The 22532-nt window shown below is 68.5% G+C and carries 18 protein-coding genes; 8 read left to right on the forward strand and 10 right to left on the reverse strand.

The genetic code is table 11. The annotated features are described in order from the left end of the window. Positions 1-167 precede the first annotated feature (167 nt). The 4 genes from ACIA8C_RS26585 to ACIA8C_RS26600 all read left to right on the forward strand — a co-directional run bounded on the left by ACIA8C_RS26585 (position 168) and on the right by ACIA8C_RS26600 (position 5345). The gene (locus ACIA8C_RS26585; protein ID WP_397139206.1) at positions 168-1571 is read left to right on the forward strand and encodes an NAD(P)H-quinone dehydrogenase; all 1404 of its coding nucleotides are present in this window, start codon (positions 168-170) and stop codon (positions 1569-1571) included. Between the two features lie 322 nt (positions 1572-1893). Beyond that, on the forward strand, positions 1894-2958 hold the full coding sequence (locus tag ACIA8C_RS26590) for a hypothetical protein (protein ID WP_397139208.1): 1065 nt from the start codon (positions 1894-1896) through the stop codon (positions 2956-2958). A 78-nt stretch (positions 2959-3036) separates the two neighbouring features. After that, positions 3037-4080: a hypothetical protein gene (locus ACIA8C_RS26595; RefSeq protein ID WP_397139210.1), complete on the forward strand. Its 1044-nt coding sequence runs from the start codon at positions 3037-3039 to the stop codon at positions 4078-4080. Between the two features lie 89 nt (positions 4081-4169). After that, positions 4170-5345 (forward strand): PLP-dependent aminotransferase family protein, encoded by a 1176-nt coding sequence (locus tag ACIA8C_RS26600; RefSeq protein WP_397139212.1) that lies wholly within the window; start codon positions 4170-4172, stop codon positions 5343-5345. A 24-nt stretch (positions 5346-5369) separates the two neighbouring features. Here ACIA8C_RS26600 and glpK read toward each other — a convergent pair whose 3' ends face one another. Continuing rightward, positions 5370-6869: a glycerol kinase GlpK gene (gene glpK, locus ACIA8C_RS26605; RefSeq protein WP_397139214.1), complete on the reverse strand. Its 1500-nt coding sequence runs from the start codon at positions 6867-6869 to the stop codon at positions 5370-5372. Positions 6870-7199: 330 nt separating this feature from the next. On the opposite strand from glpK, the gene glpD reads away from it, so the two are divergent. Next, a complete protein-coding gene (gene glpD / locus ACIA8C_RS26610) occupies positions 7200-8966 on the forward strand; it encodes a glycerol-3-phosphate dehydrogenase (RefSeq protein WP_397139622.1) in 1767 nt (588 codons plus the stop codon). A gap of 8 nt (positions 8967-8974) precedes the next feature. Here the strand turns inward: glpD and ACIA8C_RS26615 are convergent, their stop codons facing one another. The 8 genes from ACIA8C_RS26615 to ACIA8C_RS26650 form a co-directional block, all read right to left on the reverse strand. Continuing rightward, a complete protein-coding gene (locus ACIA8C_RS26615) occupies positions 8975-10189 on the reverse strand; it encodes a sensor histidine kinase (protein WP_397139216.1) in 1215 nt (404 codons plus the stop codon). A gap of 56 nt (positions 10190-10245) precedes the next feature. Further along, a complete protein-coding gene (locus ACIA8C_RS26620) occupies positions 10246-10920 on the reverse strand; it encodes a winged helix-turn-helix domain-containing protein (RefSeq protein ID WP_397139218.1) in 675 nt (224 codons plus the stop codon). A 108-nt stretch (positions 10921-11028) separates the two neighbouring features. Beyond that, positions 11029-11250, reverse strand: a complete 222-nt coding sequence (locus tag ACIA8C_RS26625; protein ID WP_397139220.1) for a hypothetical protein — start codon at positions 11248-11250, stop codon at positions 11029-11031. 94 nt (positions 11251-11344) lie between these two features. Further along, the gene (locus tag ACIA8C_RS26630) at positions 11345-11914 is read right to left on the reverse strand and encodes a TetR/AcrR family transcriptional regulator (protein ID WP_397139624.1); all 570 of its coding nucleotides are present in this window, start codon (positions 11912-11914) and stop codon (positions 11345-11347) included. A 98-nt stretch (positions 11915-12012) separates the two neighbouring features. Then, on the reverse strand, positions 12013-13374 hold the full coding sequence (gene hpnE, locus ACIA8C_RS26635) for a hydroxysqualene dehydroxylase HpnE (protein ID WP_397139222.1): 1362 nt from the start codon (positions 13372-13374) through the stop codon (positions 12013-12015). A 54-nt stretch (positions 13375-13428) separates the two neighbouring features. Then, positions 13429-13611 carry a hypothetical protein gene (locus tag ACIA8C_RS26640; protein WP_397139224.1) on the reverse strand — a complete coding sequence of 61 codons (183 nt, stop codon included), beginning with the start codon at positions 13609-13611 and terminating at the stop codon, positions 13429-13431. Positions 13612-13815: 204 nt separating this feature from the next. Next, entirely contained in the window at positions 13816-14598 is a 783-nt protein-coding gene (locus ACIA8C_RS26645) for a DNA-formamidopyrimidine glycosylase family protein (RefSeq protein WP_397139226.1), read from the reverse strand. Between the two features lie 81 nt (positions 14599-14679). Continuing rightward, positions 14680-19284: an ATP-dependent helicase gene (locus ACIA8C_RS26650; RefSeq protein WP_397139228.1), complete on the reverse strand. Its 4605-nt coding sequence runs from the start codon at positions 19282-19284 to the stop codon at positions 14680-14682. A 178-nt stretch (positions 19285-19462) separates the two neighbouring features. Between ACIA8C_RS26650 and ACIA8C_RS26655 the strand changes: the two genes are divergently transcribed. Then, positions 19463-20008 (forward strand): histidine phosphatase family protein, encoded by a 546-nt coding sequence (locus ACIA8C_RS26655; protein ID WP_150404323.1) that lies wholly within the window; start codon positions 19463-19465, stop codon positions 20006-20008. Here the strand turns inward: ACIA8C_RS26655 and ACIA8C_RS26660 are convergent. Next, entirely contained in the window at positions 19998-20624 is a 627-nt protein-coding gene (locus tag ACIA8C_RS26660) for a TetR/AcrR family transcriptional regulator (protein WP_397139230.1), read from the reverse strand. The genes ACIA8C_RS26655 and ACIA8C_RS26660 overlap by 11 nt on opposite strands. Before the next feature lie 68 nt (positions 20625-20692). On the opposite strand from ACIA8C_RS26660, the gene ACIA8C_RS26665 reads away from it, so the two are divergent. Beyond that, positions 20693-21640 (forward strand): patatin-like phospholipase family protein, encoded by a 948-nt coding sequence (locus ACIA8C_RS26665; protein WP_397139232.1) that lies wholly within the window; start codon positions 20693-20695, stop codon positions 21638-21640. Next, positions 21637-22473 (forward strand): SDR family oxidoreductase, encoded by an 837-nt coding sequence (locus ACIA8C_RS26670; protein WP_397139234.1) that lies wholly within the window; start codon positions 21637-21639, stop codon positions 22471-22473. Before ACIA8C_RS26665 ends, ACIA8C_RS26670 begins: the two co-directional genes overlap by 4 nt. Positions 22474-22532 lie beyond the last annotated feature (59 nt).

Consider the following 22532-nt stretch of genomic DNA (forward strand, 5'->3'; position numbering starts at 1 on the left):
AGATGCGGCATTCCTGTGGCGCGTTCCGGGCGCGGCGACCGTGTAGACCCGCCCATCGTGTAGCGATTCCGTGGGGGGTGGTGGCCGGGCGGCGGGTGGGCGTACCTCGCCCGATAACGTTGACAGGTACCGGAGATCCCGGTGCGCAACCAGAAGCGGAGGTATCAATGACCCGCATAGCGATCATCGGTGGCGGACCGGCCGGCTACGAGGCGGCGCTGGTGGCAGCCCAGCACGGTGCGTCGGTGACGCTGATCGATAGCGACGGCATCGGCGGGGCTTGTGTCCTCTGGGACTGTGTTCCCTCGAAAACATTCATCGCCTCCACCGGCGTGCGCACCGACCTGCGCCGCGCCCGCGATCTCGGCATCACCCTCGACCCGAACCAGGCGACCGTGCAACTGTCCGAGGTGAACGGTCGCGTCAAGGCGTTGGCGCTGGCCCAGTCCTCCGACATCAGGTCCAAGCTGCAGACCGTGGGCGTGAATGTGCTCGCCGGTCGCGCGGAGCTGATCGACCCGGCTACCGGGCTCGCCGCGCATAAGATCCTGGCCAAGCTGGCGGACGGCACCGAAGAGGTCATCGAGGCCGAGGTTGTGTTGATCGCCACTGGGGCGAGCCCGCGCGTGTTGCCGGGTGCCGAGCCCGACGGTGAGCGCATCCTGAACTGGCGTCAGCTCTACGACTTGGCAGAATTGCCGGAGACCCTGGTGGTCGTCGGTTCCGGTGTCACGGGTGCGGAATTCGTCTCCGCCTACACCGAAATGGGTGTACGGGTGCGGCTGGTCTCCAGTCGCGACCGGGTGCTGCCGGGCGAGGACGCGGACGCGGCCCTGGTGCTGGAGGACGCGCTCGCCGAACGCGGTGTCGAGCTGGTGAAGCACGCGCGCGCCGACGCGGTGGAGCGCACCGCCGAGGGCGTGGTCGTCAAGCTGTCCGACGGCCGGACCGTCGCCGGGTCGCACGCGCTGATGACCGTCGGCTCCACGCCCAACACCGATGGTCTCGGACTGGAGCGGGTCGGCATCGAACTCGACCGCGGCGGTTACCTGCGCGTCGACCGGGTTTCGCGGACCTCGGTACCCGGCATCTACGCGGCGGGCGACTGCACCGGCCTGCTGCCGCTTGCCTCGGTGGCCGCCATGCAGGGCCGCATCGCGATGTACCACGCGCTCGGCGAGGGCGTCAGCCCGATCCGGTTGAAGACGGTGGCGTCCGCGGTGTTCACCCGCCCGGAGATCGCCACGGTCGGCGTGAGCCAGACCTCGATCGACAACGGCGAGACGCCAGCCCGCACGGTGATGCTGCCGCTGAACACCAACCCGCGAGCCAAGATGCTCGGCCTGCGCAGGGGTTTCGTGAAGATCTTCTGCCGTCCCGCCACCGGCGTTGTCATCGGTGGTGTGGTGGTGGCGCCGATCGCGTCGGAGCTGATCCTGCCGATTGCCCTTGCGGTGCAGAACAACCTGACCGTCAACGATCTGGCGCAGACCTTCTCGGTGTACCCCTCGCTGACCGGGTCGGTGACCGAAGCGGCACGCCAGTTGATGCGGCACGACGACCTGGATTGACGCGTCCGCCGAGGTGATCCGGCGACCCGGATTCCCGCCTCCGCCACGGCGGCGGGGCGACCAGGGTTGAATGGTCTTGCGGTTCAGCGGCGTTCGTGCAGCCTGAAGTTTTGATTCACATTGCTCATCAGGCCTACATATGGTTCACTTCCCGCAGAGATGCGATCGGCGGGCGGTCGCGTGGTTCGGTGTTCGGGGGGATGGATCTTTTTCCCAGTCGAAACGTCGAATGACCTTCGCGTCGTTCGACGACCGGGCGTCTCGTCAGAGACAACTGAGTGTGACTGAACTCCAGGTCACACCCGGGAAAGGGAAACGAAAAGTGAAACATCGTAAGCCGAGTCGGGCGCAGCGAGCGATGGCGAGCACCTCGTTGCCACTGGCTGCCGCGGCTGCCGTGGCCTCTCTCTTGGCAGCGCCGGCGGGGGCCGCTCCTACCGATCCGAGCATTCCACCCACCACCGCGCCGCCGAGCCCAGCTCCGGTGCAACCGGGCACCAACAACGAGGCGCCGCCGAGTCCGGAAACCGCCAAGCCGGACCCGAACAAGCCGGCCGATCCGCAGACGCCGACGCAGCCGGGTGTCACCACGCCCGGTCAGCCCGGCGTCAATACGCCGGACCCGGTCATGCCGAATCCGAACAAGGATCCGAAGCTGGCTCAGCCGACGCAGCCGGGTGTCACCACCCCGCGCGTCGCGCCGCTGCCGGTGCCGGGTCAGTCGGATCAGCCGCAGCCCGCGGTCGTGCCGAACACGCCGCCGGGGGACCAGAAGCCGGCTCAGCCGGGTACCACCACCCCGCAGCAGCCCGGTACCCCTGGCACGCAGACCACGCCGAAGACCCCGGGCGACGAGAACGCTCAGGCGCAGCAGCCGGAGACGCTGGTCCAGCCGCAGCAGCAGCCGCGCTGGCAGTCCCCGCAGCTGCAGGCGGCGCCGCCCGCTCCGGTCGTCGAGATGACCGGTCCGCACCAGGAGATCGGTGCGAACGTCGATGGCGGCGCGCTGCTGCCGGGTTACGTGGCCAACACGCACCACTTCAACAATGAGTCGGGTTACGTCGGCACCGTCGGGTACCGCACTCCGGCCGGTGCCGGTGAGGCCGGTGTGTCGGTCGAGTACGTCGACACCAACACGGTCAAGGTCACCACCTACACCGGTGGCATCGGCCTTGCCGACAACAAGACGATCTCCGTCTTCGACACCACTCAGGCCAACCTGGCCAAGGCGGCCGTCGAGGACTGGATCAAGGAGCAGCCGGGCGGTGCCGCGGCGCTCGAAGCGGCCGCACAGGTTAAACTTCCGCTGCAGCCGGGCGATCTCGCTCCGCAAACGGTCGATGTAGGCGGTGTCACCACCCAGTGGGGTGGTTCACTCCAGTACTGAGACTACTGGGGCTGATTCGACGGGTGGGGCGGTCGTTCACGACCGCCCCATACGCGTGTCTTGGGGAAAGGATTGGGTGTGACCTCCGAGGGTGATCCGAGGGAGAAGGAATCCGACGACCAGTCCGCGTCGGATTTCGGACCCCCGGTGGGTGAATTCGGCCCGCCTGTCTCAGAATTCGGACCTCCCGTCTCGGAGTTCGGTCCGCCGGTCTCGGAATTCGGCCCGCCGAGAGGGGATACCGGTCCGCACTGGCAGGTGACGGAGCAGACGGGCGACCATCCGGAGCTGGTGTGGCGTCCCGCCGCCGAACTGGGCCCGACACCGCCGCCCCCTCCGCAGTACCGCGCACCCGACTCGACGTCCGTCCCTGAGCCGCGGCCGACACCGCCCGTTCCGCCTCGGGTGCCGCCCGTCGATCGGGAGCAGGACGCCGACCCTGACAAGGATTCGTGGTGGAACCGCCCGACGAATACCGGCAGCGTGCCGAAGCCGCCGCCGCTGACCGCGCCGGGCCTGTCCTGGGCGGATGATCCGATCGCGAAGATGTTGGCGCCCACCGCCCCGGCCGCCCCGCCGCCGCCGCCGAAGCGGGCCAGTTCGCACACCGGACGCAACGTGCTTGCCGGCATCCTCGCGGTTGTCATCCTGGTCGGTCTGACGGTGACCGTCATCATGGTGTCCAAGGGCAATGGCAGCGATAACCCGACGCCGCCCGCCGCGAGCACAAGTACTGGAGTCAACTGCGTCGCCAGCATCAGCAAGGACGGCAAGGTGACCAACGGCAACGGCAACGGCGACACCAACAGCGGCGCCGGTGCCATCCTCGGTTTCCAATACGCCTTCTACGTGCAGCGCAGTGGCGCGAATGCCCGGAAGTTCGTCGCCGACGACACGGTGAATGTGTCCCCCGCGGACGTCATCCAGAAGGGCATCGATGAGCAGGTCCCCAAGGGCACGACGCACTGTTTGAAGATTACCGAGGTGACCACCGGGACCTACGCGGTCGACCTGCGGGAAATCCGGCCCAACGGGACCGAGCAGCGCTATCCGCAGACCATCACCACGGTGGTGCGTGACGGCAAGAACCTGCTGTACTCGATCGACAAGCGCGAAGAATAATCTCAAATACTGAGAAAGTAATTTCATATCCTGGTCACGATATGGGACAGTGAGGTTTCGCGTACCTTGGCGACCGTTCGGAGGTTCTCATGTCGCCGACCACCCCACCGCTCGCGGCCAAGCTCGGCGGTCTGCAAAGCTCGGCGATCCGTGACCTGCTGAAGCTCACCACGCGCGCCGAGATAATCGGCCTGGCAGGCGGCTTGCCCGACGCGGAACTGATGCCGCGCGAGCGGATCGCCGCCGCGGCGGACGCGGCACTGAGCAGCGCGGCTTGCTTGCAGTACACCGAGTCGCCCGGCTGGCGGCCGCTGCGCGCGGTGCTCGCCGAACGCGAATCGGCTCGGCTCGGCCGGACGGTGGACGTGGACGAGGTCTTCGTGACACATGGCTCGCAGCAGGCGCTTTCGCTGCTCGCCGAGGTGTTGCTCGATCCCGGTGCGCTGGTCATCGTCGAGGATCCGGCGTATGTCGGTGCGCTGCAGGTCTTCCGGGCCGCCGGTGCGCGGATCGTCGCGGTGCCGCTCGATGCCGAGGGCATGCGCACCGATGTGCTCGTGGATCTGCTGGCACGCGGCGAACGCCCGGCCGTGGTCCACACGGTGAGCAACTTCCACAATCCCGGCGGCGTGACGATGAGCCCGCAACGCCGCGCCCAACTCGCCGAACTCGCTGACGCGCACGGCTTCTGGGTGATCGAGGACGATCCGTACGGCGAGCTGTGGTTCGACGAACCTGCCCCCGCGCCGGTGGCGACCTACTCCCGCAACGTGATTCGGCTGTCGAGCGCCTCGAAGATCCTGGCACCCTCGTTGCGGGTCGGCTGGATGGTCGCACCGGACGCGGTGTGCCGCGCGGTGGAATTGCTGAAACAGGGTGCGGACCTTTGTGGTTCGGCATTGACCCACCAGATCGCCGCCGACCTGCTCGCCGACGAGGCCTGGCTGACCGCGCACGTCGACAACGTCCGCACTGTCTATGGCACCCGCGCCAAGTCCTTGGTGCACGCGGTGCGCGCCAGTTTCGGCGATCGCGTGCGGTGTACCGACGCGACCGGCGGCATGTTCGTCTGGGCCGACTTCACCGACGGCACCGACACGCAGGCGCTGCTACCGCGTGCCCTGGACGCGGGCGTCGCCTACGTGCCCGGCGCGGCCTTCGCCGTCGACGGCGGCTACCGCAACTCGATGCGCATGTGTTTCACGACTTCCGACGCCGACACCCTGGCCACTGCGGTGGAACGATTGGCCAGGGCCGCAGGGTAGCGATAGGCGCGAAGGCCGTTCCGTTCAGTCGGCCCAGTTGTAGGTGCGCTCGACGGCCTTGTTCCACGCCGCCAGCTGCTCGTCGCGATCCTCGGCGGACATCGTTGGCTCCCAGGTCTTGTCGGCGGCCCAGTTCTCCCGGATGTCGTCGGTGCCGGACCAGTAGTCGACCGCGAGGCCCGCGGCGTAGGCGGCACCCAGTGCGGTCGTTTCATTGACGACCGGGCGCACCACGGGCACATCGAGAATGTCGGACTGGAACTGCATGAGCAGGTCGTTGCTGACCATGCCGCCGTCCACCTTCAGGGTGGTCAGCTCCAGGTCGAGGTGCTCGGATTCGGCGTCGGCGCGCATCGCGTCGACCACCTCACGGGTTTGAAAAGCGGTGGACTCCAGCACCGCTCGGGCCAGATGAGCCTTGTTCACGTACCGGGTGAGCCCGGCGATCACGCCGCGCGCGTCCGGCCGCCAGCGCGGCGCGAACAGGCCGGAGAAGGCGGGCACGATGTAGGCGCCGCCGTTGTCCTCGACGCTGCGGGCCAGCGGCTCGATCTCGTCCGCCGAGGAGATGATGCCCAGATTGTCCCGGAACCATTGCACCAGTGAGCCGGTCACCGCGATGGAGCCCTCCAGCGCGTACACGGCGGGCTCGTCGCCGAGCTGATAACAGACGGTGGTGAGCAGCCCGTGCTTGCTGACCACGGGCGTGGTGCCGGTGTTGAGCAGCATGAAATTGCCGGTGCCGTAAGTATTTTTGGCTTCGCCGGGGGACAAGCAGGCCTGGCCGAAGGTCGCCGCCTGCTGGTCGCCGAGAATGCCGGCGACCGGAATCCCCTGCAGTGGACCGGAGGTGATCTCCGCGTACACCTCGGAGGAGCTACGGATTTCGGGCAGCAGCGACTCCGGCACGCCGAACTCCGCGCAGATCTCCGAATCCCATTGCCGGGTATCCAGATCCATCAGCATGGTGCGCGACGCGTTGGTCACGTCGGTGATGTGCTCGCCGGTCAAGTTCCACAGCACCCAGCTGTCCATGGTGCCGAAACACAGCTCGCCCGCCTCGGCGCGTTTGCGCGCACCGTCGACGTTGTCCAGGATCCAGCGCAGCTTCGGCCCGGCGAAGTAGGTGGACAGCGGCAGCCCGGTCCGCTCCTGGTAACGGGTCGGCCCGATATCGCCGCCGAGTTCGGTGGTCAGCCGGTCGGTGCGGGTGTCCTGCCAGACGATGGCGTGGTGAATCGGCTTGCCGCTGGCGCGATCCCACACCACCGTCGTCTCGCGCTGGTTGGTGACGCCGACCGCCGCGATGTCGTCGCTGCTGAGCTTGTTCTGCTTCAGCACCTCGCCCAGCACGAAATCGGTGTTTTTCCAGATGGTTTCGGCGTCGTGCTCGACCCAGCCCCGTCGCGGAAAGATTTGCTCGTGTTCCCGCTGGGCCACGCCGACGACGCGCCCCTGCCGATCGAAAATGATGCAGCGACTCGAAGTCGTGCCCTGGTCGATGGCGGCCACATAGCGACGCATTCGTGCAGGTTACTAAACACCAGGCCCGCTGTGTCCGATTGCGGCCTTCGCGGGTCCCTCCGTGGTTACGCAGGCTGCCTCCTCCGGGCCCGTCGCTCAGGCCGCGTGTCCGATTGCGGCCTTCGCGGGTCATGGTGGCGATCACCTCGCCGTGCGCGGGCCGCTGGATTAGTGTCGATAGCAGTTACCGACGAGTAGCGCGGGAACGACACGAGCGATGCCGTGGTCGAAGAGATCCGAGGCCACTGGCATAGCCTGTACCAAGAGCAGCTCGAACGAATGCCCGAGAAAGACCACTACGTCGTCGACACGCGGCTGGAGGAGTCGAGCATGACCAAGAAACCGGAATCCCAGTTCCTCGGTCCGGAGCAGCGCAGGGCGGCTTGGGAGCGGTTCGGCAAGGACCACTTCGATGTGGTCGTCATCGGCGGCGGTGTCGTCGGCTCGGGCATCGCCCTGGACGCGGCCACCCGAGGGCTGAAGGTCGCGCTGGTCGAGGCGCGTGACCTCGCCTCTGGCACGTCGAGCCGGTCGTCGAAGATGTTCCACGGCGGCCTGCGCTATCTGGAGCAGTTGGAGTTCGGCCTGGTTCGTGAGGCGCTGAAGGAACGTGAGCTCGCGATGTCCGCGCTGGCGCCGCACCTGGTGAAGCCGCTGCGCTTCCTCTACCCGCTCACCCACCGCGCGTGGGAGCGCCCGTATGTCGCGGCCGGGCTGATGCTCTACGACACCATGGGTGGCGCCAAATCCGTTCCCGGCCAACGGCATTTGTCTCGGATGGGCGCGCTGCGGCTGGCCCCCGGCCTGAAGCGCAGCGCGCTGATCGGCGGCATCAGCTATTACGACACGGTGGTCGACGACGCCCGCCACACCATGACCGTCGCCCGCACCGCCGCGCACTACGGCGCGGTGATCCGCACCTCCACCCAGGTGGTCGGCTTCCTGCGTGAGGCGGACCGGGTGGTCGGCGTGCAGGTGCGCGACAGCGAGGACGGCCGCACCGCCGACATCCGCGCGCACGTGGTAATCAACTCGACGGGCGTGTGGACCGACGAGGTGCAGGCGCTGGCCCATCAGCGCGGCCGCTTCCACGTGCGCGCCTCGAAGGGCGTGCACATCGTGGTGCCGCGCGATCGCATCGTCAGCGACGCCGCGATCATTCTGCGCACTCCGACCTCGGTGCTGTTCGTCATCCCGTGGGGCACCCACTGGATCATCGGCACCACCGATACCGACTGGAACCTCGACCTCGCCCACCCCGCGGCGACCAAGGCCGACATCGACTACTTGCTGGACCGGGTCAACGACGTGCTGGTCACCCCGCTCACCCACGACGACATCGACGGCGTCTACGCGGGCCTGCGGCCGCTACTGGCGGGGGAGAGCGACGAGACCTCCAAGCTGTCCCGCGAACATGCCGTTGCCAGGGTCGCGCCCGGCCTGGTCAGCATCGCGGGCGGCAAGTACACCACCTATCGAGTGATGGCTTACGACGCCGTCGACGAAGCGGCACAGGACATTCCGGCCCGGGTGTCGCCGACGATCACCGAGAAGGTGCCGCTGCTCGGCGCCGACGGCTACTTCGCGCTGGTCAATCAGACCGTGCAGCTGGCCGAGGCGTACAGCGTGCACCCGTACCGGATCAAGCACCTGCTGGACCGATACGGCGCGCTGATCGACGAGGTGATGGCTATGGCGGACGGGAAACCCGAACTGCTGCAACCCATTACCGAGGCGCCGTCGTATCTGCAGGTAGAGGCCGTTTACGCGGCCGCAGCCGAGGGCGCGCTGCACCTGGACGACATCCTGGCCCGCCGCACCCGTATCTCCATCGAGTACCCGGACCGCGGCGCCGACTGTGCCGAGCAGGTGGCTCAGCTCGTCGCGCCGATCCTCGGCTGGGACGATGCCGAAATCGAGCGTGAGGTAACGACTTACCGTGCGCGGGTGGAGGCGGAGATCCGTTCACAGACCCAACCCGACGACGACTCCGCCGACGCCCTGCGCATCGCGGCCCCCGAACCTCGCCCCGAGATTCTGGAGCCGGTTCCGGCCGACGGCGTGGTGAACAAGGAAGTGCGGCAGGCGAACCGGTAGCCCGGGACTCAGGAAAGCCCGAGCGTGGGCGGCGGCAGCGCGATAGTGGCGATGGTGCCGCCGCCCGGAGCGGGCTCCATCGTCGCGGTCCCGCCGTGTAATTCGGCGATCCACGCCACCAAGGCCAGCCCGATGCCGCTGCCGCGCCCGCCGGTGACGCCGCGCTGGAACGGATTGCTCGACAGCTGGGGGTGCAACCCCGCGCCGTGATCGCGCACGCTGACGCGCCCGTCCGCGACATGGACCTCCACCGGCGCGCCCGGGTTGATGGCGCCGTGCGTGATCGCGTTCTCGATCAGATTGCGCACCGCGAGGCCGAGCAGGTTCGGATCGCCGACGACGACCGTAGGACTGCTCTGCACAACGATATTCGCCTTGAACTCCTCGACCACCGACTCGGTGAGCTGGTCGAGCAGCAACTGCACCTGCTCCATCGTCGTCACGCCCGACTGCATCCTGGCCCGCGCGAGCAGACCCGCGACGATCCGCTCCATCCGGGTGCCAAGCGCGCCGGCCTCGGCCAGTGCGCGCTCCACCTCGTGCGGATCGCGCCGACGAGGCGCGGTGACCAGCCCCAAAGTGGTGAGCGGCGTGCGCAATTCGTGCGCCGCGTCGCCGAGGAAGCGTTCCTGCTCCTCGACGAGCAGCAGCGCATGCCGCATGCTGCGGCCCGAAAGAGCGTGTGCCGCAAGGGCGGAGAGCGCGACCAGGGTGAGCCCGCCGACAATGAGCGCCCACAACAGCAATGCCCGATCACGATCCACCAGACCCGGATTCGTGCCTGCGACGACAACCGCCTGGGTATTCGTGTCCTCCCAGAAGATCGGCGTGGCCGCCAGCCGCACCGGACGGCCCGCGCTGTCATGCCCGTCCTGGAAGACGATGCCTTCCGCGCGCACGGCATCGTCGGCCAGCGCCTCCGCGCCATTGTTCGGCGGCAGCCAGGACCGCAAGTGCCCGTAGATCTCTCGCCAGTGTCCGTTGTCGTCGTTGGTGACGATCATGACCGCGGTCTCGCCGTTGGCCAGGTCGTCCTTCTCGAGGAGGCCGAGGTCGATGGCCTGGTCGTCCGGGTTGAAGTCGATGCTGCGCCACAGTCCGGTCACCACTCGGTCCAGGGTGTTGTCGACGGCATTGTGCCGTGAGCGCGCGTCGATGGTCGCTGCGAGGATGCCGAGGATGATCAGGCAGGTCGCGGTGATCACGGTGATGAGCGCGGTCAACAGCCAGCGGGTACGGCGCAGCCTGGCCACGGCGGGCCGGGCGCTGGACGTGGAAATCAGCGTGCGGATGGGGCACTCCCGATCATGAAGCCGGTGCCGCGAACGGTCTCGATCACCTGCGGCGGCCCGAGCTTGCGGCGCAGCTGGGCGATTACCGCGTCGACCACATTCGAGGCGGGCTCGGCCATCTCGTCCCAGCAGCACTCGATGAGTTCGCTGCGCGACACCACGCTGCCCGCGCGGGTGGCGAGCAGTTCGAGCACGGCGAATTCCTTCGGGGTCAGCGAGCGCAGGATGCCCGCGCGCTGGACGCGACGGCGCGGCAGGTCGATGTCGATATCGCCGAGCACGAGGCGGGCGGGCGCGGGATGTTCACGGCGGCGGCTCAGCGCGCGCACTCGGGCGGCGAGTTCGGGCAGCGCGAACGGTTTGACGAGGTAGTCGTCGGCGCCGTGCTCGAAACCGGCGATGCGGTCGGCCAGGCCATCGCGCGCGGTGAGCATCAGCACCGGTATCCGCTGACCCGCGGCGCGGTGCGCGGCGACCAGGTGCAGGCCGTCGCCGTCGGGCAAGCCACGGTCGACGACGAGGACGTCGTAGGTGTTGACGGCGATCTTCAGGTCCGCGTCGGCGAGCCGACAGGCCAGATCGACGGCGAAGCCCGCCGAGCGCAGCCCGGCGACGACTTCATTGCCAAGACCTTCATCGTCCTCGACCACCAGCACACGCACGAGATCAGAGAATAGGTCATTTCAGACCAGGCCGATCCGTCCTCCCGGGCGACCGCCGGGATGACGGATCGGAGCGGGCCGGATGGCGGTCCGGCACGACAGGTGTGATCAGTTGCTGGAGTAGTACAGATCCCACTCACCGGTGGGCGTCTGCTGGCACTGCCACCACGTCCAGTCCGGGTGCGCGGGGGCGTTCGAGCCGTCCGCCCGGCAGGCCGCTTCGGTGCCGTACGTGCCGACATAGATCGTCTCCGCGTTGGCCACCGCCGACCCTCCGGCGACGAGGCCTGCCGAGAGCGCGACGGCCGCGAGCAGGGTGCTGATCTTCATGTGTTTTCCTTTCTCCCCGGCGCGAGATCCGCGCCTGGAGAACAGAAAACCAAGCTGTCCGTGAGATTTTCGTGATGCTGGGTGACGCGGCAGGTCAGCGGGGCGCTTCCAGGCGCATGGCCCAGCCGACCAGCGAACGGATATAGCGCAGCACCATCTCGTCCGGGTGCTTCGCCGGATCGGTGAGGTGCAGCCTGGCCAGTTCCTCCAAGGCGGCGAGCAGGATTCGCTCGGTCGGACCATCCGGGTCGACGGTGACGCCCGCATAGCGGGAGAGGTGTCGTGCGCCGATCGCCCGCGCGTAGGCCCGGCCGTATTCGAGCCGGTCGCGCAGGCCCGGCGGGCCGCCGTCCGGTGGGCTGAGGATGATTCGCCAACTGGTCGGCGCGGCATGTAGGTAGGCGAGGATGCCGCGACCGACCTGATCCACGTCGACCGTGTCGGACCAGTCGACGCTGCCAACCCCGGCCAGCGCGATCGCTGACTCGCGGTCGAGCAGCGCGGTCATCAGGCCGGACAGGTCGGTGAACTGTTGGTACACCAGGGCACGAGCGACCTGGGATTCGCGCGCCACCCGGTCGATGCTGACCGCGCCGAAGCCGTCGGCGGCCACGATGTCGCGCGCGACGTCCAGCAGCTGAGCCCGCCGGTCCACCGCCGACATGCGGCGCTTGGGCGTCGGCTGGCCGGTCGCGGGTTCGGTGGTCAGTGGCTTGTCCGTCAGGGGTTGGGCGACGTACTCGGACGTGGCGCGATCCGTGCTCACCGCACCGACGGTAGCGCAAGCAACAGATCGACCGCCCTGGCCGCGCTCTGTACTGCGCTTTCCATGGTCGCCGACCAGTCGGTGGCGGTCCAGTCGCCCGCGAGTACCAGCGTCGGCACCGAGGTGCGCTGCTCGGGTCGCAGCGCGTGCGTGCCGACCACCTGCGAGAACGTCGCCTTCGGCATCCGAACCACGTGCCCCTGAATCACCTTCGCGGCCTTGGCGGCGGGGTAGTAGCGGCGCAGCAGCTCGAGCTGCTCGGCCACGATCTCCTCGTTCGTCTTGTGGATCTGTGCGTAGGCGCCGCTGGTGGTCAGGCAGTACAGCCAGGCCTGGTCGGTCTTGCGGCCGGTCATCCGCTGGCGGTCGAAGACCTCGTCGATCACGCCGGTGCCGCCGATCAGCGCCTCGAATTCGGCCGTGGTACCCAGCGGGCGGTCCAGATAGAGGTTGGTGCTGACGATCGGGGTGTAACCCAATTTGTCTGCGGCCGCGTAGATTTCGGCGTGCTCGGGCAGGTCGTCGAGCAGGCCGTTGACGTTGGAGTTCGGCACCGCGCACACCACCGCGTCCGCGGGGACGGTGCTGCCGTCGGCCAGCGCCACCCCGGTGACGCGGCCGTCGAAGATGTTGATCCGGCGGGCCACCGCGCGATGCTGAACCTTGACCCCGTGTCGCGCAAAGACTTTCAGCGCGCCGGTGACGTAGAGGGTATCCAGGTCGGTGGTGGGGTAGCCAATGGTAGCGGGACGACGGTGTTTGATGCCGATGCGGATGCCGGTGGCCATGACATCGGCGAGTACCTTCGCCGACTCTTGCTGCACCGGCTCGGCGGCGACCCCCAGGGCCAGCCAATCCCACAGTGCCTCACGGGCTTTCGCGGGCATGCCGACGCGGTTGAACCACTGCTCGGTGGTCAGGTCGGGCAGATCGGCGGGCTGGTGCAGGCACTGCCAGCCGAGCCGGAGGGTGGCGACGGCGGCGCGGACCCGTTCGAGCGGATTGGCGTCGGGATGCGCGCCGGCCAGGGTGCGCAGCGCGCCGAGGCCCTTCGTGCTCATGGTGACGCTGCGGCCGTCGGGCCAGCGCAGCGTGGCATGGTGCGGGAAGGCGACGTACTGCCGAGTGCCGACGCTGGTGAGATACCGGAACAGGTGCTCGTAGCCGCTGGCGATCACGTGCTGGCCGTTGTCCGGGAGGTCGTCGACCGCGTCGACCTTCATGGCGTGCGTGCGGCCGCCTAGTCGGCCACGGCGCTCCAGCAGGGTGACCTTCTTGCCCGCCTCGGCGAGCCAGACCGCGGCCGCGAGGCCGGCCAGTCCGCCGCCGATGACCACGTATTGCCGTGGATCGTTCATGCCACACTCCTCATCAACTTACATGTTGTAAGTTAAGTGGGAGGGGTCACTTCGTCAAGGGCGCGGCGATACCGAGGAGATCGGCGGCCGCGGTGTTCCCGGCGTCTCGGCAGTCGAATTCGGGTGGAGCAGTAGGTAACTGAAGAGCACGGTGGCCATGGTGGCCAGCGCGGCGAAGAAGAGGCGGCCGGCGATCGCGAGGAGCGGTCGTCTGCCCGATCTCGATACCGTCGTCATGGCCTGCTCCTGTGCTGTGTCGTGACTGCCACGGATGTAGTCGTGCCGAGCGCGCCGATCATTAGCAACTGAGTGGCAAATTACAGTGGTGGGCGGGTAATAGCCGGTGGGCACGCCGAGCGGTTGGTTCGGTTGCACAATTGATTCGGTGCGGCGAACCAATGGGCTTGGTCCATTGCCGGACTTTCTGCAAGCAGACTTGGCTCAGGCGCCAGGGATCGGCTGGCAGTGTGGGCAGAAGTAGATACCGCGTTCGCGGTACGCGATCCGGTCCGAAGCGGGTGCGGACTCGCCCAGTAGCTGCGATGCGATGGGTGTACCGCACCTTTGGCAGGAACGGCGGGTGCGGCCGTATATCAGTTCGCGCCGTGGTGGTTTCCGCACGGCCTCGGTCATGATCCGCTGCGCCTCGTTTACCAGCGCCAGCAGATCGGGCACCTGACCGACCGGGGTGGCCGGATGGACGCGGCGCAGGAAGCAGACCTCGCTCCGGTAGATATTGCCGATACCGGCAAGGTTTCGCTGGTCGAGCAGCGCGACGCCGATCGGCTGCTCCGGATATCGTTCCAGTCGGCGAACAGCCTCGGTCGCATCCCAATCCGGCCCGAGCAGGTCAGGTCCGAGATGATCGATGACCGTGTGCTCGTCGGCGGCGCGGAGCACTTCCACCTTGCCGAGTGAGAATCCCACGGCTTCGACCTCGTCCGTGCGCAGCACCAGCCGGGCGGTGACCCGCGGCTTGGTCCAGCGTTGGCCGCAGTGGAAGACCCGCCAGGTGCCCTCCATCTTGAGGTGCGTGTGGATGCTGACCGTCGGCGTCCGGATGAACAGGTGCTTACCGTAGCTGCCGACGCTTTCCACGACTTGATCCCGCAGATCGACGGTCGCGTACCGCGGCACCCGGAAGTCACTGCCGGTCAACGTCTTACCCGCTAACGCGGCGCGCAGTCGCGCGGCTGTCAGGTAGACGGTGTCACCCTCGGGCATGCCGCATCCCGAGGTTCGCCCAGCGGGACCGTTCACTCACTGGTGATACCCACCTCGCTGAGCCGGTCGGGTTGCGTCGGCTCACGGACGGCTCCGCAGGCGCAGGCCGCGCGGTGTCGCGGAGAACCCCGCTTCGGTGAGGAAGCCCGCGAAGGTGTTGCCGTGCACGGTTTCTCCGTCGACCCGATCGATGACCAGGGAGTCGACGCGGCGATTGCGGACCAGCTCGGCCAAGGCTTGGGCGGCGGACTGGCGGGCGCCGGGATCCTCGGTGAAGGTGAGCAGGGTCTTGCCGCCGCGTTCGAGGTAGAGCACCAGGTCGCCGTCGACGAGGACGACAAGCGCACCGGCCTTGCGCCCGGGGCGATGGCCGCCGTCGCCATCACCTTTCGGCCAGGTCAACGCCGCACCGTAGGGGTTGGCCGGATCGCACGCGGCCAACGCGAGCGCCTTGCCGGTCTGCGGCCGGGTCTCGCCGGGACGGCTGCGCTCCGGGTCGAACGACCGCAGCCGATCCACCACGTCGGTGGTGGAGAATTGCGCGCCACCGAGTGAGTCGATGAAATACCCACGGCGGCAACGGCCCCGGTCCTCGAACTCGGTGAGCACTCGATACATCAGCGCGAAACCGCCGGGCACGCCCTCGTTCTGCACCGACCCCCTGGTCAGCACGCCATACCGTTCCAAGAGCATGTCCGCGGTCGCGTGTGCTCGAACGGTGTTGTCCGACACCCGCTCCGGCAGCAGCGACCATCGCCCCGCCACCGCGGGCGGCCCGGATCGCGTCGGCATGCTCGGGCGCGGCAGATAAGCCCGCCCGCGCGGTGCCCGGCGCGGCGTCCGATGGGCGGTCGTGGTCCGCGCGGTACCGGACAGCATGGCCCGCACCGGCGCGAACGTATCGCCCGAAACCATTCCGGCCCAGACCAATTCCCATAGTGCCGCCGCCACCTGAGCGTCGTCGAGCAAACCGGTCGCATCTGACAGCTGCCGGAAGAAGTACGCGCCACCGCCATGCGGCACCGGCGTCGGGTTGGGCGTCTCGGCGGCGGCCGAGGGGGGCGCGAGGGTGGCGCCGAGTGCGGTGAGCAGACGCAGCTGCACCTCGGACAGTTCGATGTCGTCTGGCGGTGCCAGGGTGAAGGGGGCCTGGTCGGTCAGGTGCAGCGCGACCCAGCCGTCCTTGGCGGTGATCGATCCGTGGCCGGACCAGAGGACTTCGCCGGTGGCCATCAGCTCGTCGAGCATGGCGGGGGAGTAGTCGCGGACCCGCGCGGGCAGGATGAGCGACTCCCAGGCCGAGGCCGGGATCGGCACGCCCGCAAGCTGTTCCACGACGGCGGCGACACCGTCGACACCGCGGAGTTCACTGGTCCCGATGTGCTGCCAGGCCGGCAGGAAGCGGCCGAGGGTGGCCGTCGATACCGGCTCGACCTCATGCCGCGCGGCGGCCAGCGAGCGTCGGCGCAGGCGGCGAAGCACCTGTGCGTCGCACCATTCGGAGCCCGCCGCACCCGGCGTGAATTCGCCCTCCACGATCCGTTTTTCGGTGATGAGCCGATGCAGCGCGGTGGCGACGACGGCGGTGCCGAGGCCGAAGCGCGCGGCGACCGCCTCGGTGCTGAACGGACCGTGCGTACGGGCGAATCGACCGACCAGATCGCCGAGTGGGTCGGCGACGGGTTCGATAAAGGCCGTTGGCGTGCCGATCGGCAGCGGTACGCCGAGCGCGTCACGCAGCCGGGACGCGTCCTCCACGGCCACCCACCAGCTGCGGCCCGCGAACGTAACCTCCAGGGCACGACGCGATTTCACCAACTCTGCGCACCACTCGGCGGGATCGTCGACGCAGCGTTCGGCGGCCTCGGCGGCGGTGAGCGGTCCGAGCAGGCGCAGCAGGTCGGCGAGTCCTTCGGCGTCGCGGGCATGACGTTCCGGGGTGAGCCGCTGCAGTTCCCGCTCGGTCAGCTCGATGACCGAGGCGTCGAGCAGTTCGCGCAGTTCCACCCGGCCGAGCAGTTCGGCGAGCAGGCCGGAGTCGAGCGACAGCGCGGCCGCGCGGCGTTCGGCCAGTGGGCTGTCCCCGTCGTACATGAACTGCCCGATGTAGTCGAACAGCAGGGCATTGGCGAACGGCGACGGCGTCGCCGTCTCCACCTCGACCAGGCGTAGTTGGCGGCGGGCCACCCGGCCGAGCAGGTCGCGCAGCGACGGCAGATCGTAGACGTCGCGCAGGCATTCGCGCACCGTCTCCAGCAGGATCGGAAAGTCGGGGAACTTGCGCGCCACATCGAGCAGCTGCGCCGAGCGTTGCCGCTGCTGCCACAGCGGGGCACGCTTGCCGGGGTCGCGCCGCGGCAGCAGCAGTGCCCGCGCCGCGCATTCACGGAAGCGGGACGCGAAAAGCGAGGAGCCGCCGACCTGTTCGGTGACGATGTCGTCGATCTCGTCCGGTTCGAAGACGAACAACTCGGCGCCGGGCGGATCGTCGGTGGTATCGGGCAGTCGCACCACGATGCCGTCGTCGGAGGCATTCGGCGCGGCGTCGACGCCGAACCGTTCGCGCAGCCTGGCCCCGATCGCCAGCGCCCACGGCGCGTGCACCGGCAGCCCGTAGGGCGAGTGCAGCACCAGTCGCCAGTCGCCGAGCTCATCCCGGAACCGCTCCACCACCAGCGTCTTATCGGTGGGCAGATGGCCGGTCGCGGTCCGCTGTTCGTCAAGGAGGGTGCCGAGGTTCGCGGTCGCGAACGCGTCCAAACCAGCTGCGCCGGTGAGCTTTTCCAGGTTTTCCGGGTGCTGGCCGACCTTCCGCACGAATTCGCCGAGCGCCCCACCGAGTTCGGCGGGACGGCCCAATCCGTCGCCGTGCCAGAAGGGCAGTCGGCCCGGCTGGCCGAACGCGGGCGTCACCAGCACCCGGTCGAAGGTGATCTCCTCGATCCGCCAGCTCGTCGCGCCAAGCGCGAACACATCGCCGACTCGCGACTCGTAAACCATCTCCTCGTCGAGTTCGCCTACCCGCGAGGCCTTTTCGCCGACCATGTAGACCGCGAAGAGGCCACGGTCGGGGATTGCGCCGCCCGAGGTCACCGCGAGCCGCTGCGCGCCGGGGCGCCCGGTGAGCGTGCCCGCGTCCCGATCCCACACCAGTCGCGGTCGCAGCTCGGCGAACTCGTCCGACGGGTACCGTCCGGCCAACAGGTCGAGCACCGACTCGTAGGCCGAGCGCGGCAGCGCCGCGTAACTTCCGGTACCGCGGACGATGTCGAACCAGGCGTCGACATCGATCGATTCCAGCGCGCACGCGGCCACCGTCTGCTGCGCGAGAATGTCGAGCGGATGCGCCGGGATCTGGATCGCCTCGATCTGTCCGGCGGTCATTCGCTGCGAGGCCACCGCGCAGTGGATGACATCGGTGCGGTGCTTCGGGAACAGCACCCCGCGCGAGATCTCGCCGACCTGATGCCCGGCCCGCCCGATTCGCTGCAGCCCGCTTGCCACCGACGGCGGCGCCTCCACCTGCACCACCAGATCGACCGCGCCCATGTCGATGCCGAGCTCGAGGCTGCTGGTCGCGACGACGCAGCGCAGCCGCCCGCTCTTCAGATCGTCCTCGATGAGCGCGCGCTGCTCCTTGCTCACCGATCCGTGGTGCGCCCGTGCGAGCAGCGGGCCCGCACCGTGCACCACCTCGGTCGACGCACCGAGCTGCGCAGGCGGCTTGTGCTCGGTCTGCACCGGTTCGCCCAGCCGGGCCGCATAGGTCTCGTTGAGCCGCGCGGTCAGCCGCTCGGCCAGCCTGCGCGAATTCGCGAACACGATCGAAGAGCGGTGTTCCAGCACCAGATCCACGATGGCCTCGTCCACGTGCGGCCAGATCGAGCCGGGTTGATCGGACTCGCCGGGTTCGGTCATGTCCGCCACCGGAACCCGCACGGACAGGTCGAAGGTCTTCGGCGCGGGCGGCGAGACGATGGTGATCGGCGCGTTGCCGACCAGGAACCGGCCGACCTCGTCCGGCGGCCGCACGGTGGCCGACAGGCCGATCCGTTGCGCGGGTCTTCCCGGCCCACCCGTCGCCCGGCCACCACCCTCCATCGAGTCGCTGCGCGGCGCCGATGTCAATTGATCGAGTCTGGCCAACGACAGCGCGAGATGCGCACCCCGCTTCGAACCGGCGATCGCGTGGACCTCGTCCACGATCACCGTGCGCACGTTCCGCAGCGTCTCCTTGGCCGCGGAAGTGAGCATCAGGAACAGTGATTCAGGTGTGGTGATCAGAATGTCCGGCGGCGTGCGCTGCATCGATCGCCGATCGGACGCGCTGGTATCGCCGGACCGAACCCCGACCGTGATGGCGGGCGGATCGAGCCCGAGCCGCTTGGCGGTCTGCGTCACACCAACCAGCGGCGCCCGCAGGTTGCGCTCAACGTCTACCGCGAGCGCCTTGAGCGGCGACACATACAGCACCGAGGTCCCGGCCTGCTCCGTCGCTTTCTCGCGGGTGGCCAGCTGATCGATCGCCCACAGGAATGCCGACAACGTCTTACCCGACCCGGTCGGGGCGATCACCAGGGTGTGCTCGCCCGCCGCGATCGCCTCCCACGCACCCAGCTGGGCGGCGGTCGGCGCCGGGAAGGCACCGTCGAACCACTCCTGGGTAGCGGGGGAGAACTGAGCCATGACATCAGTGTGCACCGAGGCACCGACAACAAGGCCGACGCAGCCGAGGGCCGCTGATCTCGGGTGTATATGGGTAACTCATGGGGTACGGGGGTAACCCTTTCGCTCCTCACCGACGGCCGCCAGCGCTACTGTCGTGGCACCTGAGCCTGGCCTGAATACTCGGAGAGGCGGAACAGTGCAAAAGGTGCTCAGACTCGACCTCGTCAGCCATGGCATGACCGAGGCGATGCGGAAGGCACGTTTTCCAGTCGATGAATCGCTGACCGAAGCCGGCCGCCGGGCGATTTCCGGTTGCACGCCGCTCGCCGCGCCCCGGGTGCTCACCGGACCGGAGCGGCGGACCGTCGAGACGGCCGCGTTGCTAGGCCTGCCCGGTGACGAGGACACCCGGCTTCGCGACCTGGACGCGGGCGCGTGGCGTGGCGGAGCGCTGATGTCGGTGCCCCAAGACGAGCTCTACGCCTGGCTCACCGACCCGATGTTCCGCGGCCACGGCGGCGAATCCGTGGTGGATGTGATCGAGCGAACCAGGTACTGGATGGCCGAGATCGCGTCGGAGGGCAAGTCGACCATCGCGGTCACCCATCCCGCCGTCATCCGCGCGGCCCTGCTGGTGACCTTGGACGCGCCGCCGAAATCGTTCTGGCGGATCGACATTCCACCGGGCAGCGTCACCCGGTTGCACTATCGCGGCGAATGGACCCTGCACTTCACGGCGTGACGGCGCTTTTCGCGGCAAGCGGTCCGGCACCGAGGGTGACGAGCAGCCGGACGGCGTCGGTGATCAGCCGGGCCGGGATCGACGGGTCGATGGCGCGCTGCATGCCGAGGCCGATGCCCATGCTGAGGATGCCCGTCGCGGCGTCCTCGGCGGGCACCGGCAGCTCGATGCCCATCGTGTCGGCCAGCGTTTGCACCTGCGCGGCGACCGCGCCGCGCACCACACTCAGGCTCGACACGAGCGCCGCCTGCAAGGCCGGATCGTCGCGGGAGACGGTCGCGAACTCGAATTCGAGCATGGTCCAGCCGACGTCGCCGACGGTCCGTTCCGCCCACTCCTGAAACCGCTCCAGCTGTTGCTCGAAGCTGTCGCCCGCCGCGAGCAGGTCGGTCACCTCGTCGAATTTGGTGGCGTGGATCAGCTCGATCACCTCGAGGCCGAGCTCTTTTTTGGTGCGGAAATTCGAGTAGACCGCACCCTTGGAGTAGCCGGCCTCCTCGGCGACCCGCTCCAGGCTGGTGCTCGCGTAGCCGTCGGCCAGGAAGAGGTCGCGTGCCGTGGCGATCAGGTCAGCGCGGGTGCGGGCCTGGCTCTCGGACCGGGTCAGACGTGCCATGCCGTGATTCTACGTACCGCGAGATTTGGGATACCGCTGGTATTTGAATGCTGTTAGTGTGTGGAACCATGGGTAACAACAACGGGCCGCAGCGACGCGGCCTGGCCATCGGCTGTGGTGGCACGCTCGGCGCCGCGTGGATCGTCGCGGCGCTGGCCGCCGTCCGGGACGCGCTCGCCTGGGATCCCCGCGAGGCCGACGTGCTGCTCGGGACTTCCGCCGGCGCGGAGTACGTGACCATGCTCGGCAGCGGCGTCTCGGTCGACGAGTTGGTCGATATGCAGGACGGCACGTCCACGAATCCGATCCTGTTGGCGCACATGCGGTCCGGCCCCGGGCGTCTCCCGCCGGTTCCGCGTCCACGACTCGGCTCGTTCCGACTCCCGCTGCGCCGCAACGAGTCCGGGCAAGCGTTGCTCACCGCGGGCAGTGGGTTGTTGCCGGTAGGCGGCGGTGACGCGGGTTGGCTGGAACAGCTGGCCGTGCGGCTGAACCCCGGCCGTTCCTGGGTTGCGCACCCGGCTACCTGGCTGGTCAGCATGGATTACGCGACGGGAGAACGGGTTCCGTTCGGATCGCCCGACGCACCGGTCGCGCCGCTCGGTGCCGCCTTGCGTGCGTCGTGGGCGGTGCCGGGCTGGTTTCCGCCGGTAGCCATTGCCGGGCGCCGCTTCATCGATGGTGGCGCCGGTTCGACAGCCTCGGTCGATCTGCTGATCCCGGAAAAGCTGGACGAGCTCGTCGTGCTCGCCCCGATGGCCTCGACCGGGAAGATCCCCGCGAGCGGCGCCGGCCACTTCCTCGAACGGCAGCTGCGAAACCGTATGAGCGCCAAGCTCGATGCCGAGATCGCCCAGCTGCGCGCGACTGGAACCAAGGTCCTTCGCCTCGACGCCACCGCCGACGACCTTGCGGTGATGGGCCCCAACTTCATGGACGGCCGCCGCCGCCTCGACACCTTCCAGCACAGTCTGCGCAGCACCCGCCGTGCGCTCGAACAAGGAGCCTTCGCATGAGAATTCTCGGTCACGGATACCCCGGCTTCGACCTGAAGGGCGCGCGCGTCCTGATCACCGGGGCCGGCCGCGGCATCGGCCAGTCCACCGCGGAACTGTTCGCGGCCAAGGGATCCGAGGTGGTGATCGCCGACGTCGACACCGTCGCCGCCGAAACCGCCGCTGCCGCAATAGGAGTCGAATCCTACGAGCTCGACGTGCGCTCGCGCGGCCAGTGGGACAAGGTGATCGCCGACCTCGGCCACGTCGACGTCCTCGTCAACAACGCGGGTGTCATGCCAGCGGGCTCGTTCCTCGACGAGCCGGACGTGGTCGGCCAGGCCACCATGGACATCAACGTCTGGGGCCTCATCCACGGCATGCGTGCCGTCGCGCCCGGCATGATCGAGCGCGGCCACGGCCACATCATCAACGTCGCCTCGCTGGCGGGCAAGATCCCGGTCGCCGGCCTCGCCGTCTACAACGCGAGCAAGTTCGCCGCCGTAGGCCTTTCCGCCGCAACCCGTTTGGAATTCGCCCCGCAGGGCGTCAGCGTGAGCTGCGTGCTGCCCTCGGCCGTGCGCACCCGCCTCTCCTCCGGCCTCACCCTCGGCCACGGCATGCCAACCGTCGACCCCGAAGACGTCGCCGCCGCCATCCTGCGCACCGTCGCCACCCGCAAGGCCGAGGTTGCCGTCCCTAGCTACCTCGGCCCCATCGACGTAGCCCTGGCCGCCACCCCCGAACGCGCCATGCGCCTGGTCCGCCGCCTCATCGACGGCGACCGCGCCCTACATCCCGCCGACGAAAAAACCCGCGCCGAATACGAGGAGCAGGTCCGCTCCATCAGCTGACCGCGCCCACCGCGCGAAAAGTGGCTCCGGAGTTGGACTCCGGGGCCACTTGCCATCAC

Source organism: Nocardia sp. NPDC051321 (genome assembly GCF_044455225.1).
Taxonomy (GTDB): Bacteria; Actinomycetota; Actinomycetes; order Mycobacteriales; family Mycobacteriaceae; genus Nocardia.